This window comes from Rheinheimera mangrovi, from assembly GCF_003990335.1.
Taxonomy (GTDB): domain Bacteria; phylum Pseudomonadota; class Gammaproteobacteria; order Enterobacterales; family Alteromonadaceae; genus Pararheinheimera; species Pararheinheimera mangrovi.
The window spans coordinates 969006-985199 of record NZ_CP034683.1; the positions used below are offsets into that span (position 1 = coordinate 969006).

Here is a 16194-nt window from a genome sequence, read left to right on the forward strand (position 1 = left end):
TATTTTTTTAGGAGGAAAAAATGGATCTTTTACGTCTTATTTTTGTAATTTTTCTGTTGTCACCCGCATTTGGAATTTATGCCCAGGCTGCGACTACAGCACAAATTTCTTTGGAGGATTTTGCAAAAAAAGCTCAGTTTCTGGATATAAAAATATCTCCGGACGGTAAGTATATTGCAGCAACATCCAGAGAAGATTCCGGTAGTGTATTTCTTACTGTTATTGAAATGAAGACTAATAAAGTTGTTTCTAATCAATATCTTAGGGGTAAGGATACTATAGGTGGATTTTTTTGGGTAAATAACGAGCGGATCTTAATTCAGGTGGCCAGAATGATTGGTGCACTTGAGATGCCAAGTTATGCTGGTGAGCTTTTTGCCGTCAATGCCGATGGCAGTAAGCCTATCACGCTGACTGGCCCACGAGCGAAAAATGCGGAATATGTATTTTCTACTGTTGCTCACTTGTTGCCTGATGATGATGAATATATTTTAATCAACAGCAGTCCATACAATAAAAACTCACCCTATATGCATTTGCGTAAGCTCAATGTCTATAACGGCAGAGTCACGCCTCTTACAAAAATGCCTATTAAATCAACTCTTGAGAATAGCGCTACCTTGATTTTGGACAACAATGGTGTGGCGCGGATGGCGATTGGCTTAAATCCTGAAAATGATCAGGAGCTATTGCTCGTGCATCGTAAAAGCGAAGACGACGAATGGCAACAGCTAGCCAAAGCAGATATCAATGGCCGCTATTTTACCCCTTACGCTTTTTTAGCTGACAATAAAACTATTGTGGGAGTCAGTAATACGGAAACAGAAACTGCAGCCATCACTTTATATAACACTGATACTCATAAGCAGGAAATTATTGCCCAGCATCCAAAAGTGGATCTGAGCCCTGTGCTGAATATTGTCAAAGGTGTGCCAGCAGACGTCATTGGTGCCGCTTATAGCTATGACACCAACGAAACCATTATTTTTGATGATGCCGTTGATGAATTTTCGATGTTAATTCGCTCGATGCAAAAAACTTTTCCTTCCAAAGTGGTTAATGTCACGTCGATGACAAAAGATGGCAAGGTTATCGTTCTTGCAGTGTCCGATCAGGACAGCGGGGCTGATTTTTATATTTACAATAAAAACGACAAAAAGTTAGCGCATCTGCTTAATACAACGCCATGGCTTAAAGACAGAGATATGCCTACAACAAAAGGCATTACATACCAAAGCAGGGACGGACTCACTATCCATGCTGTGTTAACTTTGCCAAAAAATACAGATGCTAAAAATTTACCATTAATTATGTTACCGCACGGTGGGCCTCATGGCGTAAGAGATACAGTGAGTTATTCATCTGATGCTAAAGTGCTGGCAAGCCGCGGCTACGCAGTATTACAACCTAACTTCAGGGGATCCGGTGGTTTTGGTCTGAGTTTTGAACAGGCCGGTTACCGCAACTGGGGCTCTACTATGATTAATGACATGACAGACGGTGTCTTACATTTAGCAGAGCAAGGTATGATAGATAAGTCAAGAGTTTGTACTTATGGCGGTTCATACGGTGGTTATGCCGCTCTTATGAGTGCGATCCGTGAGCCTGATCTGTATAAATGTGTTGTTGGTTTTGTGGGTGTTTACGACTTAAACCTGATGTACACAGAGGGTGATATTCCTGAGCGTAAGTCTGGTGTTACCTATCTTGAGAAAGTTATTGGGCGTGATAAAGAGCAGTTAAATGCTTATTCGCCGCTCAAACAACTGGACAAGCTGAAAGCGCCTGTCTTTATCATACATGGTGGTGAAGACAAACGAGTTCCTATTATTCATGCGAACCATTTAAAGGCTGAGCTTGAAAAGCGTAATCATCCTTATGAATGGTTGGTGAAAGAGAAAGAGGGCCATGGCTTCTTCGTTCCTGAGAATAACGTTGAACGTTGGCAGAAAATGTTAGCTTTCTTTGAAAAGCACATTGGAAAACCGAATTAAATTAGATAGCTGACCTAACCTGACAGACTCAGCGCTAAGCGCCGGGTCTGTCAGATTTTTATTCGAGCTTTGCTACAGAGCGACAATCGATCAGCTGAGCACTTTTGCTCGCCATTTTCATGCGGCTTCTTCCTTCGCATGTCCGCCATAACAATCCCCAAGTGTAGCCTCTAATGCTCTAACCACCTGACCTCTATTCAACACCCCAACCACCAAGCCGTTCTCAAGCACAGGCAACTGATGCAAATGTAGGCTGGTAAAGATCACTGCACTATCCACCACACTGTCAGAAGCCTGTACAGTGACCACCTTTTTGCTCATTACCTGAGCAATGGTATTGTGCAGGCTACAGAAGTAGCTGGCGTGTAACATAGCGGTTAAGCAGTCTTGCTCAGACAAATAACCGACCAGGTTATTTTCTTTATTAAACACTGGTGCACCGGTCAGGTTAAACTGTCGCAGTTGCTGCACAGCCTGTACTATCGTATCGTCTTGTTGCAGGCGTGGAAATTCACGCTGGAATATATCTTGTACTTTGCTCATGGTTTTTCTCCTTTGAAACTATGGAAGCAGCATAAGCCCGATAAATGCTTCGATGAAAACGAATTAATAAGCACAAGAGTATCGTAATTTGCGATTAGAAAACTTTGTAGCAAGCAGAGAAGGGGAGTTAAAGTGATGAAACGTATGTTTTGTGTGCAGTTAAATCAGTGCAGGCAGATTTTTGCTTTACCTTTGAACTCTCTTTTGTATAATGGCGCCTCCAACGCTAGGGGCATAGTTCCAATTGGTAGAACAGCGGTCTCCAAAACCGATGGTTGGGGGTTCGAATCCCTCTGCCCCTGCCACTTCATTTTGATATGAATTCTTTATCGTCTAAGCAGCAACTGCTGCACTTACTCCAAATACAACCACTTGAATTACATCAAGAGTTTTCTGCTATGGCCAAAACGCCTGAAGCGGAAATTGGTGTGCTGACAGAAGCTGTTGCTGCTATTAAAGCCTTGGCAGAGCCTGTCGAACCAGCAGTACCTTTTGATACTGAATCATACACTGAACCCTATCAGGAACCTGACCCGGAACTGGCTTTCTGCAAAGACGTCTCAGTGGCACTCAGTGAGTATCAACCAGAGCTGCTGTGGCGGTTAAACCCAGCCAGTACTGAACCTATGTTGCAAAACGGACTCTTAGTAACACCTTCGATTGAATTATTACAGTCAGCCCAGCAGAAAAAGCTGCTCTGGTTGTGCCTCCAGCAAGAGAGCTGATGCATGCCGTTAATACGTAGTGCCACCCCTGCCGATATCCCTGCGATGCTGCAGATAGAACAAAGCGCCAATAGCCATCCCTGGTCGGAAGGCACCTTTAGCACCTGCTTTGGCGAGCGTTATTTTAATGCGGTACTGATGGATGATAACGATGCCATTTTGGGTTTTTACATAGGCGAAAAAGTCGTAGTAGAAGCCAGTTTATTTAATATTGGCGTGGCGCCAAAAGCTCAGGGTCAGGGTTATGGCCAGCAACTGATGCAGCACTTTATTGCACAGGCCCAGGATTTAGAAGCACTGGACTGCTGGCTGGAAGTCCGTCAATCCAACGCCAATGCCATTAAACTCTATGAAAAATGTGGTTTTATTCAAACAGGTTTACGCCCCAATTATTACCCTACGGCAACGGGCCGTGAAGACGCTATTTTGATGGCTTTGCCCTTAGGCTAAGGTTAAATCGTCTGTTCAGAAAGATAATTTCCAGAGCAAAGTGGCTAAATTCTGTGCCTATGCTCTGCTTGCTGCTATAATCGCGCGAAATTTCCCTTTATACCCAAGTAACCCAAGCCCACTCTGCTTCTTGGCTATGTTGTGGGCTTCGTTTATTGATCAAGTTGGATGGCATGACTACCGAACTGTTTTTAGAAGAAATTAACAAACGCCGCACTTTTGCGATCATCTCTCACCCGGATGCCGGTAAAACCACTATCACTGAAAAAGTGTTGTTGTTTGGACAGTTGATCCAAAAGGCAGGTACGGTCAAAGGTAAAAAGTCTGGCCAATACGCTACCTCCGACTGGATGGAAATGGAGAAAGAGCGGGGCATCTCGGTCACGACATCTGTGATGCAATTCCCTTATGCGGATTGCTTAGTCAACCTGCTTGATACGCCAGGTCACGAAGACTTCTCGGAAGATACCTACCGTACTTTAACAGCAGTAGATTCCTGCTTAATGGTCATAGACGGCGCTAAAGGTGTTGAAGACCGTACTATTAAGCTAATGGAAGTCACACGTTTACGCGACACGCCTATTGTGACCTTTATGAACAAAATGGATCGTGATATTCGTGATCCTATTGATTTGTTAGATGAAGTTGAAAACGTATTAAAAATCGCCTGTGCTCCTATTACCTGGCCAATAGCTTCAGGTAAAGAGTTCAAAGGTGTCTATCACATTTACCGTGATGAAATTATTTTATACAAATCAGGTATGGGCCATACCATCCAGGAATTGGATGTGATTAAAGGCATTAACAATCCTGAGCTGGATAAAAGAGTAGGTTATTACGCTGAGCAGCTGCGGGAAGAAATGGAACTGGTCAAAGGCGCCAGCCATGAGTTTGATTTAGAGTTGTTCCGTAAAGGCGAGCTGACACCAGTATTTTTTGGTACAGCTTTAGGTAACTTTGGTGTCGACCATATGCTGGACGGTTTAACCGAATGGGCACCTGCACCACAACACCGTGCGACTACCAGTCGTGTGGTTGAACCTTCAGAACCAGCTTTTACCGGTTTTGTCTTTAAAATTCAGGCCAACATGGATCCTAAGCACCGCGACCGTGTGGCTTTTTTACGCATCTGTTCAGGTAAATATGAAAAGGGCATGAAAATGCACCATGTGCGTATTGGCAAAGACATGCTGGTACCTCAGGCATTAACCTTTTTAGCCGGTGATCGTGAGCATGTGGAAGAAGCTTTTCCAGGCGATATCATAGGTTTACATAACCACGGCACTATTCAGATTGGTGATACTTTTACCTCTGGTGAAAAGTTTAACTTCACAGGTATTCCAAACTTTGCACCTGAGTTATTCCGCCGCATTCGTTTACGCGACCCACTGAAACAAAAGCAACTGCTCAAAGGTTTAGTGCAGTTGTCTGAAGAAGGCGCCGTGCAGGTATTCCGTCCGCTGGATAACAACGATTTGATTGTAGGCGCCGTAGGTGTGCTGCAGTTTGACGTGGTGGTGCACCGTTTAAAATCTGAATACAACGTCGACGCGATTTACGAGAGCGTTAACGTGACGACCGCGCGTTGGGTCTACAGCGATGATCAGAAAGCCATGGCCGAGTTTAAAAACAAAGCCAGTACCAACTTAGCACTGGACGGTGGCGATAACCTGACGTATCTGGCACCTACTATGGTGAACCTGAACTTGTCGATAGAGCGTTATCCGAAGATCAAATTCCATAAGACCCGTGAACATTAATTCAGGCACTCACTAATTCAGGCACAAAGGTTTGTTATGAATATCAAAGAATTATTATCTGCAAAAACTCAGGCCGCTATGGTGGCTTTAGGTTTGCCTGCCGATACCAATACAGCAGTCACCATCAGTACTAAAGTTGAATTTGGTGATTATCAAATTAACGGCGCTATGGCGGCTGCCAAGTTATTAAAAACCAATCCGCGTGCTTTGGCGCAGCAGCTGGTGCAACAACTGGATTTGGCCGATATGGCTGAAAAAGTAGAGATTGCAGGCCCGGGTTTTATTAACGTCACTTTACGTAAAGACTGGTTAGCCGCACAGTTGGTGGGCGCTTCACAAAACCCACGTTTAACTTTAAGCGCAAATCCGGCACCACAAACAGTAGTAGTGGATTACTCAGCGCCCAACCTGGCAAAAGAGATGCACGTTGGCCATTTGCGTTCCACTATTATTGGCGACGCCGTCGTGCGCTGTCTGGAGTTCTGGGGTGATAAAGTCATTCGTCAGAACCATATGGGCGACTGGGGTACGCAGTTTGGTATGTTGATTGCTCATCTGGAAGACAAGCTGGCGGCTGGTATCGACTTAGAACAAGTCGCCTTAGCAGATTTGGAAGACTTCTACCGCGAAGCGAAAAAACGTTTTGACGATGAAGCAGGTTTTGCTGATAAGTCACGTGACTATGTGGTGAAACTACAAAGTGGCGATGCTCATTGCCAAAAGTTATGGCAGCTGTTTATCGATACTTCTATTAAACACAGCGATGATGTCTATAAAACCTTAAAAGTGACTTTAGGCCATGAGCATATCAAGCCAGAAAGTGCTTATAACTCTATGCTGCAGCCTATAGTCGATGGCTTAAAGCAACAGGGTTTAGCCGTAGAAAGTGAAGGCGCTTTAGTGGTGTTTTTACAGGAATTGGCAGATAAAGAAGGCAACCCTTCGCCTTTTATCGTGCAAAAAACCGGTGGTGGTTTCCTCTATGCCACTACAGATTTAGCGGCTTGTCAGTACCGTAGTTTTGATTTAGCTGCCGATCGCATTGTGATTTTTACCGATGCCCGTCAGGCGCTGCACTTTAAACAAGTGGAATTGGTGGCCCGTAAAGCGGGTTTGCTAAAAGAGCATGTCGCGTATGATCACTGCCCCTTTGGTACCATGATGGGTGAAGACGGTAAGCCGTTTAAAACCCGTACTGGTGGCACTGTCAAACTGGCTGAGTTGTTAGAAGAAGCTGTAGTGCGGGCTCGGGCCGTGGTTGAGCAAAAATCGTCCGATTTAAGCACGGAAGAAATGGCTGAAGTGGCACGTAAAGTTGGTATAGGTGCAGTAAAGTTTGCGGACTTATCGAAAAACCGCACCAGTGATTATGTGTTTAGCTGGGATGCCATGTTAAGTTTTGAAGGTGCCACAGCCCCTTACCTGCAATATGCTTATACCCGTGTCAGCGGTATTTTGCGCCGCGCCGGTATCGACGAGAGCTTTGTGGCTCCGCTGATGTTGGTGGAAGAGCAGGAAAAGCAGTTAGCCGTCAAACTGTTACGTTTAGAAGAAACCCTACAGGCCGTGATGAAAGATGCGGTACCTAACCTGCTGTGTAATTACCTGTACGAGTTATCCAGTCAGTTTATGAGTTTCTACGAAGCTTGCCCTATTTTAAAAGAAGGCATTGAACCAGACCTGAAAAACAGCCGTTTAATGCTGAGTATTCTGGTGGCCCGTACTTTAAAACAAGGCTTAGACTTATTAGGTATCGAGGTGATGGAGCGGATGTAATCCGCTTTGTCGAGGCTGGTTCGGCCTAAGGACATACTGATGAAAATTGCTGATATTCGCCGTAGTTACACCATGGATAAACTGGATCTGGATAAGCTCAATGCCGATCCTTTTTTACAGTTTGAAGCTTGGTTAAAAGACGCTGTAGCGGCCGAGTTACCGGATCCGACCGCTATGTGCGTCGCTACAGTGGATGCATCAGGTCAGCCATCACAACGTCTGGTGCTGCTCAAAGATGTCAGCGGCCAGGGTTTTGTGTTTTACACCAACTTAGGCAGCCGTAAAGCCTCTGAGCTGGAGCAGAACCCTAAGGTCAGTCTGCATTTTCCATGGCATCCATTGGAGCGTCAGGTCATTGTTTATGGCACGGCAGAACGGGTTCCGACCAGTCAGGTGATGAGTTATTTCTTATCCCGGCCAAAAGAGAGTCAGCTGGCAGCCTGGGCTTCAGAGCAAAGCAGGCCTGTGTCGACCCGTCAGGTGCTGATGCAAAAGTTTGCTGAAATTAAACATAAATTTGAGCAGGGCGAAGTGCCGGTTCCCTCTTTTTGGGGCGGCTTTTTGGTCAAACCTCATCAGATTGAATTCTGGCAAGGGGGCGAGCATCGGCTGCATGACCGCTTTATGTACAAGCAGCAAGCAGACAGCAGCTGGGCCATAGAGCGTTTATGTCCATAATTCATCCTTCACAGGCCGCAGATACGCGGCCTGTATTATTTGATAGCCACTGCCATCTGGATTTGCCAGAGTTATTGCCTGATCTCGGTTTACATCTGGCCAACGCCAAAGCTGTGGGCGTGGAAGGCTTTTTAGTGCCGGCAGTGCAATCGTCCGCCTGGTTGCCTTTGCTGGAATTAAAGCAGCAATATGGTTTTTACATCGCTTTAGGCGTACATCCCTGGTGGGCAAGCCAATCAGAATTTTATGCACTGCAAGGACTTGAGGCTTTGGCAGCCTTACCGCAAGTCAGTGCTATAGGTGAAATAGGACTGGATTTTGCTTTGGATGAACACAGTTTTGCTTTGCAACGACAGTGTTTTGAGGCTCAGTTGCAGCTGGCAGCCAAGTTGAAGAAACCTGTGATTTTGCATCATTGTAAATCACAAAATGAATTACTGCAGGTTATTAAACAGCAGCAGTTTAGCCAAGGAGGCATTTTGCATGCGTTTTCAGGCAGCTTTGCGCAAGGCAAAGCCTTTATTGATATGGGCTTTAAGCTTGGCATTGGCGGAACTATTACTTACGAGCGTGCTGAGAAAACCCGCAAGGCAGTAAAACAATTTCCGCTCGACGCTTTAGTGCTGGAAACCGATTCACCTTCGATGCCGCTAAATGGTTTTCAAGGTGAAATCAATACACCTGCCCAGTTGCCTTTGGTGCTGAAAGAGCTGGCAGAGTTAAGAGGCGAAAATCAGCAGCAAATTGCACAAGTGTTGTGTAATACTGCGATTCAGTTGTTTCAAACCTAAAGCAAATTCGCCGCATCCGCCTGTTTACTGCGACGCCATTTTTGCCATTGATGCACAATTTTGCTCCAGCTGCCGCGGAGCATAAAAGCCACTACCCCTGCGAGTAACAACATCCAGAATACTTGTCGCATTAACTGCTGCCAGGCCTGAGTCACAGGCAACAGGCTGGCATCAAGTTTCATACTGATTTTGATATAGCCAATGACCCTGCCTTCCTGCGTAATTTCCTGCACCATAGCAAGCAGCGCTTGTTCATGCTGAGGTGCATACAACAACTGAGCTGCTGCAGTGCCTTCTGAAGCCGATAACTTCACACCGTTGGCGTCATACACCACTACATCCTGCAAGTAAGGGGTAGCTGCAATATGGGTGGTCAGTTGTTTTAAGCTTTCCAGCTGGTCGTTGTTTATGAGATAAGCAGCGGTGTGAGATAAAGCGACCAGGGTCGAGCGCATCAGTTCTGCACTTTGTTGCTGGAATAAAAGTTCACCTTGCTGGTTACTGTTCCACCACCATTGTGAGAGCACCCAAATCCCCAGCAAGGCCAGCAACAGCTGGGCTAGTCTGAAGTATTTTGAGTTTTTGTTGTGCTGATATCCGCTTAATTGCATTAATTTGCCTGATTTTTACACTGACAATGGCTTAAAAATGTCGGTAGAATGCCACGGCAACAGAATGAAGTACAGGTGGCCCTTTGAGCTTTTATTATAAGATTGACCCAAACTCCTTTGCTGACAACAGTTTAGTTCAGTGGCTGACTGCACAAGGCGCAGTACAAATGCATGCTTCAGGCTTTTATCAAAGCGAACGCGAAGCGCCTGACTCTGTTTCAGCTCCAGAATTCTGGACTGGATTAGTCAAAGGACAAAGCACGGCCAGCCTGCGGATCTTTTCCGGCAGCTGTACGCTATCGCAGCTTTTCGCTGTGCTGCAGTTATTGCCTGCAGATGCGGCATATTGCTTAAGTTTGTATCGTCCTCACACTGAGTTAGCCTTGGCTGTGCGTATCGATTTACCGCAAGCCTTAAGCTCAGCGCAAATTCTGGCCTTACGCCAGTTAAGTGAAGACTGGACTGCAGAGCTGGTCTACTTGCCAGCACCAGTGTTTTTAAAGCAACCTGGTGTGCTGGTGATGGATATGGATTCCACTGCTATTCAGATAGAGTGCATTGATGAAATTGCCAAACTGGCAGGTGTTGGTGAACAAGTGGCAGCTGTAACTGCCCGAGCTATGAATGGCGAACTGGATTTTGCGCAAAGCTTACGTCAGCGTGTCGCCACACTGAAAGACGCACCAGAGAGTATTTTGAAACAAGTGCTGGATGCTGTGCCTTTGATGCCGGGTTTAGAAGCCTTAGTGGCATTCTTACAGCAACATCAATGGCAAGTAGTGATCGCGTCCGGTGGTTTTACCTATTTTACTGAAGCTTTGAAGCAACGTTTACAATTGACGGCTACTTTTGCTAATCAACTGGAAATCATCGATGACAAGCTGACAGGGCAGGTGTTGGGGGCTGTAGTGGATGCCCAGACCAAAGCGGATGTGGTGCAACAGATTGCCAGTCAGTATCAAATCCAGTCCAGTCAGACTGTGGCTATTGGCGATGGTGCCAACGACTTGCCTATGTTGGCAGTTGCTGCTCTTGGAGTGGCTTTTCATGCCAAACCTAAGGTGCAGGCACAGGCCAAAGCCGCGATACGGCAAGGTTCGTTATTGCAGCTGTTGTATTTACTGGAAAGCTGATGCAACACCAGCAAAGCTCAGAATGGCTGACGGTCGCTGATTATCAGCTGCATTTGCGGCAGTTAACACCGAATCATTCAGAGTCAGCTTATCCAATACTGATGCTACATGGCGCTATTGAAAACAGCCGGATTTTTTACAATGAAAAGGGCCGGGGTTTGGGCTGCTTTCTGGCCGATCGTGGTTTTGACGTCACTTGCGCTGATTTTGCTGGCCGTGGTTTATCCAGTCCTCAAGCGAGCAGGCATTTTAATCACAGTCAGCAACAACTGATTTGTCTGGATGTTCCGGCTTTAATTAATTATTTGCAGCAGCAGTATCAACAGCCTGTAGTAGTGATGGCGCATTCCTGGGCTGGTGTGGTGTTGGCGGCAAGTTTAGCGCGTTTTCCTGCGCTGCTGCCTAAGGTCAAAGCCATCATTACCTTTGGCTCCAAACGGGTGATTAGTGTAGGTGGTTTTAAAAAGCGGCTGCATATTGATTTGGTCTGGAATAGGCTTTCGCCGCTGCTGTGTCTTTTGTATGGTTATTTACCGGCAAAACAGTGGCGTTTTGGCGCGGACAACGAACCAGCTCAGTATTTACTGGATACCATTGGCTGGATCCGTGGTCAGGCTTTTGTTGATCCAACTGACGGTTTTGACTATGCCGCAGCGTGCGCCGATGTGAACTGGCCAGTTAGCTGGCATTTTGCTGCCATTAACGATCAGCTGTTAGGACATCCGCTGGATGTGCAGGCATTTCTGGCGGAAACTGGCTTAAACTCAGGGCGTTATAGCTTGCTGGGTAAAGCGCAGGGCCATCAGCAGGATTATGATCATATCTCGATGCTGACTCATCCCAGTGCTGGTGCAGACCATTTTGCTGAACTTGAGTTGTGGTTAAAGCAGATATAGCCGCCCATTTTTAACTGGGCGATTATTATTCAGGTCGTTTAAGGCTTGCCAATAACGCCAGCCGTTTTTGCTGTTGTGCTTCGATCTGCTCATTGCTGGTGTTATAACGCAGTAACACTTCATCTGTGATATCTACAACATCACCTACGCCCACCACACTCCAGAGTTCTTCTTCCAATACTTTCGCTTTATGAATGGCATAAGTACTGACATATCCTAGTTCTTTGGCAATATGTTCAGTATCTGGACGACCTGTACGGGATAAAAAGATCTTAAATGCAAACAGTAGATCGGTGCTGACCACGTTATCGACAAATTCTTTTTTTGCACTGTGCAACTTAAAGTCAAAATCAAATTTAGTTTCGAAGCTTTGTTCTATGCTGTCCTGTTCAGGTACAAAACGTAAAAACACTTCGTAACTAAAAGGCACTTCCTGGCGTTTCATCTTTTTCAGCTGATTAGCAAAATGCAAATTGGTGGCATTGTTTTTCAACAGCGGTAGCATAGTGATGGATTCAGGGTCTTCACTAAACTGCGCCAGCAACTTATGCAAAGCGCTGGGTTTAGCCCCCATAGCCACTACATCCAGATTGTAACGAATTCCCTGACGATGTACGTAAAATGCAAAGGTATCCAAAGCTTTAGCATACATGTTACGGAGTGCAGGACCAAGGCCAGGAAATTTAGGCGTCTCCTCAGCCATCGTCAGCTTGCTTCTGTTGTTATTAATCAACTGCTGGAAGAATATTTTGCCTGCATGATCATTGGTCGGGTCCACCACCCGCATATTCATAATCAGTTTGTTTTTGCTAACGGCCATGACTTCATAAGGCAAGCCTGAGAGCTGATGTTTGGTGGTGATCTTTTGCAGTTCTGGCAAGCTGATGTTTACCGTATCACCTTTAGAAAAACTGACAGGTTCAGCGCATTCAAGTTGCAGGCCTTTGCTGGAGAAATCGCGGCTAAAAGATTGAATATCATCTCCTTTATCACTTTCTAACAGCACTGTGGTTTTATATAAAAACCGGCTTTCAGAGCGTAAGTTTACATACTGCACTGAAGCACTTTCAATAGACGGAAGCTGCTCAAGTTTGGCATGACCAAAGACTTTCAGCTGATTCAGCAAGGCTGCATCGTAAGTCATAGCTTTATACAAGCTGCTGCTTTGCGCTGTGCTGATATCGGTCAGCGCCACAATGTAGCGCAAGTTGCGGATAAAGTTTGAAATTAAAGGCGTTGGCGGCTGGTTAAGTTTTTGTACTTCCTGATCGGCTGTATTGGGTAAAGACAGCGGAATATGGGCGTGCGCAGGTATAGTGCGCAGAACCGACATTCGAAAAGCCCTGAAGCTGTTTTTGGCTGCGCCAAAACCAAAAAACACAGATCTTAGTTCAGGGTATTGCAGTAGCTCTTCTGTGGTTGCGGAATAAAAAAACAACCGCCCTTTGGCTGCATGGGTAAAGGTATAAAGCACGGTACTGTTTTCATTGGCTTCTTTGGCCAAGCATTGTTTTAAGCGTCTTACATGCAGTAGTTGCGGCAACACGTTTTGCTGGCGCTCATCCTGAAAGTAATGCATCAGGTGTCTGTTATTTTCAGTGGTTAATACGCAGGCTGGAGCCGCTTTGCCTTCATTAACAGCCAGAAACACAGGTAAAGAATTGATACGTGGCAGGTAAAATTGCTCATAGCCTTTAATAAATACCGCTTCGTAGGTATTGTCCAGATTGACTTTGTAGCGTCTTTTATTACCGTGGATAAAATGATGCAGAAACTCCGAAAAGCCTTTTTCGTCAGCTAAAGGCAAACGTTTCAGCCGCACGTAATAACTTTTATCCGCAGCTTCACTATCAATCACCTGATAGGGAATACCATTGTTGATCCCAAGGGCAAACTCCTGCTCTAAGCCTCGGAAAAATATGGCAACTTCTTGCCCTGCTGTCATTTCTATCGCCAGCGGTACTTTAATTTTGCAGCCAGATACAGATAAGTCGCTGGTCGTTGCAGGAAAACGCTCTTCGTCTTGCAATACGACTTCAATGTCGATGGAAAAATTCATTCGTTCTTCACGGCGAACGTTATAGCTAGCAAAGCGGATCAACTGGGCGGCTTTATAGTCGTTCGCTGTTATATCTGCATCTGGGGGTATAGCAGCTAAATCACGAGTCTCTGACACTTCTCCTGACAACACATCTTGTATTCTCTTATTTGTTTCTTGTTGGTGTCTTACTCTGAAGTTGTTATTGGTGTTGGTGACATCTTCAAAAATACCAATAGTATACTGGCCGTATTGTTTCAGGCCTTTTTCGAAAGTTCGGATCGCAACTTCATCCAGATAATGGGTTTGGCCTTTATGCTCAAAAGGACGCACATCACCGTCGACCCTACCACGTAAATCGATATAATAGGTGCATGGCTGTGCCAAACGCTTTAATTCCATTTTGATCAGAAATTGCTGCGATTTGGCTAAGTCTCCGGTCAATAGTCGAAACTCCTCATCAAACAGCTCTGTGTTGATAAGGGGTTTCAGACGTTCCAGCACGCTGCTATAAGCTTGTAAGTCGTTTGTTGTCATGCTCGCTTAAACACCTACAGGGCAGTAGCAAGCCCTGTATGAATAATTTGGGTTAGAGTAAAACCAGTACGATGTAAAAGCAATAATCGTGCCTTTTAATAAGAAGAGATAAAAAATGGCTAAAACTAAAAGCGCGTACGTTTGTAATGACTGTGGTGCTGACTTTGTGCGCTGGCAAGGCCAATGCACTGAGTGCGGTACCTGGAATAGTATCAGCGAAGTGCGTTTGCCCAGCGTGACAAAACAGCAACGTTTTGACGGTTATGCCGGTGCTACTGCTGCTAAGGTGATCCGGCTTGACCAGGTTGATTTACAGGACGTACCACGTTTTAGTTCTGGTTTTGCTGAGTTTGACAGGGTGTTGGGCGGCGGTATAGTGCCAGGATCGGCCATTTTAATTGGTGGTAGTCCGGGGGCAGGTAAAAGCACCTTGCTGCTACAAATTATGTGTGGATTGGCTGTGACCGATAAAGCCTTGTACGTCACGGGGGAAGAATCGTTGCAACAAGTCGCGCTTCGGGCCAACAGATTGGGCTTACCAACACAAAACTTAATGATGCTGGCCGAAACCAATGTCGAAACTATTTGCCAACTGGCGCAGCAAGAAAAACCACGCATTATGGTCATCGACTCGATTCAGGTGATGCAGATGGCCGATATTCAGTCTGCACCTGGCAGTGTGTCGCAAGTGCGGGAAAGTGCCGCCTATTTAACCCGTTTTGCTAAGCAGCATAATGTGGCTGTAATTATGGTCGGTCACGTCACAAAAGACGGCTCGCTTGCTGGCCCTAAAGTACTGGAGCATTGCATCGACTGCTCTATTTTATTGGATGGCGATACCGACAACAGATTCCGTACTTTACGTGGCAATAAAAACCGCTTTGGTGCAGTGAATGAGCTGGGCGTTTTTGCAATGACTGGGCAGGGCATGCGTGAGGTGAAAAACCCGTCCGCTATATTTTTAAGCCGTGGCAAAGAAGATACGCCAGGCTCTATTGTTATGGTGCTGTGGGAAGGTACCCGGCCTTTGCTGGTGGAGATTCAGGGCTTAGTCGATTATTCGCCATTAAATAATCCACGGCGCGTCACTTTGGGGATGGAGCAAAACCGTATTTCGATGTTACTTGCCGTATTGCACCGTCATGCAGGTATTCAAATGGCCGATCAGGATGTGTTTGTCAACGTGGTGGGTGGTGTGAAAGTGAACGAAACCAGCGCTGACTTAGCCACTTTGCTGGCATTGGTATCCAGTTTTAAAAATAAAGCCTTGCCTAACGAATTGGTGGTCTTTGGTGAAGTTGGTTTATCCGGTGAAATCCGTCCTGTACCCAGTGGTCAGGAACGTTTAAAAGAAGCGGCTAAACATGGTTTTAAACGCGCCATAGTGCCAGTAGCAAATGCGCCGAAAGAAGCAATTCCAGGAATGACAGTGATAGCAGTCAGTAAGTTATCTGAAGCATTGGATGCTTTATGAGTTGGGTCAGAGCTATCAACTCTGACCCTTATGCTTAATTCAGAGCGTCAGGGTAATTTAATAACAACACAGCTTTGGCGTCGTCACGTAATTTCACTAAACCTAATTTGTCATAGCTGTCGACCATGATCAGCAATGCTTGCTCAACCTGCGGCGAATCGCGGTAGTACTCAACAATATATTTGCAGCGGTTGGCAGCAGCTAGATGCGCGCCACGACGGGTGTAATAGTCTGCGACCAGCAATTCATAACGGACCAGTTTCTCTTTAATAGCGAACATGCGCTTTCTGGCATCGTTGGCATACTTACTGTTTGGGTAAGTGCTGACCAATATTTTGAAATCATCAAAACCTTGTTTGGTGCTGGACATATCGCGGTCTGCACGGTCAATGCCGACGAATTCCTGAAAAGCATTTTCGTCGACTTTAACATTACTTAAACCACGCATGTAATAGGCATAGTCTAAATCCGGGTGATTTGGGTTCAATCTGATAAAACGGTCAATACTGGCTAAAGACTGAGTGGTATCACCGCTTTGGTAATAGGCGTAAATCAGATCCAGCTGAACCTGACGAGACAATGGGCCAAAGGGATAACGGCTTTCCATGGCTCTTAACAGCTCAATAGCTCTGTTGTAGAGACCCGAATCCAGCACATTTTTGGCTTCGTCATACATTTGCTGGGCAGACTGGTTCGTATTCACCAGTTCTTCTTCGGCTTTATGGTTCCCCGCACAGGCGGTTAGTGTTAAAGCTAGGGCGATTATGGCTAAAAAATTCACTTTCATT

The 16194-nt window shown here is 45.7% G+C and carries 14 protein-coding genes and 1 tRNA gene; 11 read left to right on the forward strand and 4 right to left on the reverse strand.

The features are described 5' to 3' along the window. Nucleotides 1–20 precede the first annotated feature (20 nt). Nucleotides 21–1994, forward strand: coding sequence for an alpha/beta hydrolase family protein (locus EK374_RS04500; RefSeq protein WP_127020521.1), 1974 nt, complete (start codon nucleotides 21–23; stop codon nucleotides 1992–1994). A 117-nt stretch (nucleotides 1995–2111) separates the two neighbouring features. On the opposite strand, the gene EK374_RS04505 is transcribed toward EK374_RS04500, so the two are convergent. Next, nucleotides 2112–2537, reverse strand: a complete 426-nt coding sequence (locus EK374_RS04505; RefSeq protein WP_127020523.1) for a CBS domain-containing protein — start codon at nucleotides 2535–2537, stop codon at nucleotides 2112–2114. A 228-nt stretch (nucleotides 2538–2765) separates the two neighbouring features. On the opposite strand from EK374_RS04505, the gene EK374_RS04510 reads away from it, so the two are divergent. The 7 genes from EK374_RS04510 to EK374_RS04540 all read left to right on the forward strand — a co-directional run bounded on the left by EK374_RS04510 (nucleotide 2766) and on the right by EK374_RS04540 (nucleotide 8717). Then, nucleotides 2766–2842 (forward strand) — tRNA-Trp (locus EK374_RS04510). Nucleotides 2843–2854: 12 nt separating this feature from the next. Continuing rightward, a complete protein-coding gene (locus tag EK374_RS04515; RefSeq protein WP_127020525.1) occupies nucleotides 2855–3262 on the forward strand; it encodes a hypothetical protein in 408 nt (135 codons plus the stop codon). A 3-nt stretch (nucleotides 3263–3265) separates the two neighbouring features. Next, on the forward strand, nucleotides 3266–3712 hold the full coding sequence (gene rimI, locus EK374_RS04520; RefSeq protein ID WP_127020527.1) for a ribosomal protein S18-alanine N-acetyltransferase: 447 nt from the start codon (nucleotides 3266–3268) through the stop codon (nucleotides 3710–3712). Nucleotides 3713–3885: 173 nt separating this feature from the next. After that, on the forward strand, nucleotides 3886–5472 hold the full coding sequence (gene prfC / locus EK374_RS04525) for a peptide chain release factor 3 (protein WP_127020529.1): 1587 nt from the start codon (nucleotides 3886–3888) through the stop codon (nucleotides 5470–5472). 36 nt (nucleotides 5473–5508) lie between these two features. Further along, nucleotides 5509–7248 carry an arginine--tRNA ligase gene (argS, locus tag EK374_RS04530; protein ID WP_127020531.1) on the forward strand — a complete coding sequence of 580 codons (1740 nt, stop codon included), beginning with the start codon at nucleotides 5509–5511 and terminating at the stop codon, nucleotides 7246–7248. A 39-nt stretch (nucleotides 7249–7287) separates the two neighbouring features. Beyond that, entirely contained in the window at nucleotides 7288–7926 is a 639-nt protein-coding gene (pdxH, locus tag EK374_RS04535) for a pyridoxamine 5'-phosphate oxidase (protein ID WP_127020533.1), read from the forward strand. Continuing rightward, nucleotides 7917–8717, forward strand: a complete 801-nt coding sequence (locus tag EK374_RS04540; protein WP_127020535.1) for a TatD family hydrolase — start codon at nucleotides 7917–7919, stop codon at nucleotides 8715–8717. The genes pdxH and EK374_RS04540 overlap by 10 nt, the downstream gene beginning before the upstream one ends. Here EK374_RS04540 and EK374_RS04545 read toward each other — a convergent pair. Further along, the gene (locus tag EK374_RS04545; RefSeq protein ID WP_127020537.1) at nucleotides 8714–9328 is read right to left on the reverse strand and encodes a hypothetical protein; all 615 of its coding nucleotides are present in this window, start codon (nucleotides 9326–9328) and stop codon (nucleotides 8714–8716) included. The genes EK374_RS04540 and EK374_RS04545 overlap by 4 nt on opposite strands. An 83-nt stretch (nucleotides 9329–9411) precedes the next feature. Here EK374_RS04545 and serB point away from each other — a divergent pair, with 83 nt between their 5' ends. Beyond that, a complete protein-coding gene (serB, locus tag EK374_RS04550) occupies nucleotides 9412–10461 on the forward strand; it encodes a phosphoserine phosphatase SerB (protein WP_127020539.1) in 1050 nt (349 codons plus the stop codon). Beyond that, on the forward strand, nucleotides 10461–11357 hold the full coding sequence (locus EK374_RS04555) for an alpha/beta hydrolase family protein (RefSeq protein ID WP_127020541.1): 897 nt from the start codon (nucleotides 10461–10463) through the stop codon (nucleotides 11355–11357). The genes serB and EK374_RS04555 overlap by 1 nt, the downstream gene beginning before the upstream one ends. Before the next feature lie 25 nt (nucleotides 11358–11382). Here the strand turns inward: EK374_RS04555 and EK374_RS04560 are convergent, their stop codons facing one another. After that, nucleotides 11383–13932: a PilZ domain-containing protein gene (locus tag EK374_RS04560; protein ID WP_127020543.1), complete on the reverse strand. Its 2550-nt coding sequence runs from the start codon at nucleotides 13930–13932 to the stop codon at nucleotides 11383–11385. 115 nt (nucleotides 13933–14047) lie between these two features. Here EK374_RS04560 and radA point away from each other — a divergent pair, with 115 nt between their 5' ends. Then, nucleotides 14048–15406 carry a DNA repair protein RadA gene (gene radA / locus EK374_RS04565; protein WP_127020545.1) on the forward strand — a complete coding sequence of 453 codons (1359 nt, stop codon included), beginning with the start codon at nucleotides 14048–14050 and terminating at the stop codon, nucleotides 15404–15406. Between the two features lie 34 nt (nucleotides 15407–15440). On the opposite strand, the gene EK374_RS04570 is transcribed toward radA, so the two are convergent. Continuing rightward, the gene (locus EK374_RS04570) at nucleotides 15441–16193 is read right to left on the reverse strand and encodes an outer membrane protein assembly factor BamD (protein ID WP_127020547.1); all 753 of its coding nucleotides are present in this window, start codon (nucleotides 16191–16193) and stop codon (nucleotides 15441–15443) included. Between the last annotated feature and the right edge of the window lies 1 nt (nucleotide 16194).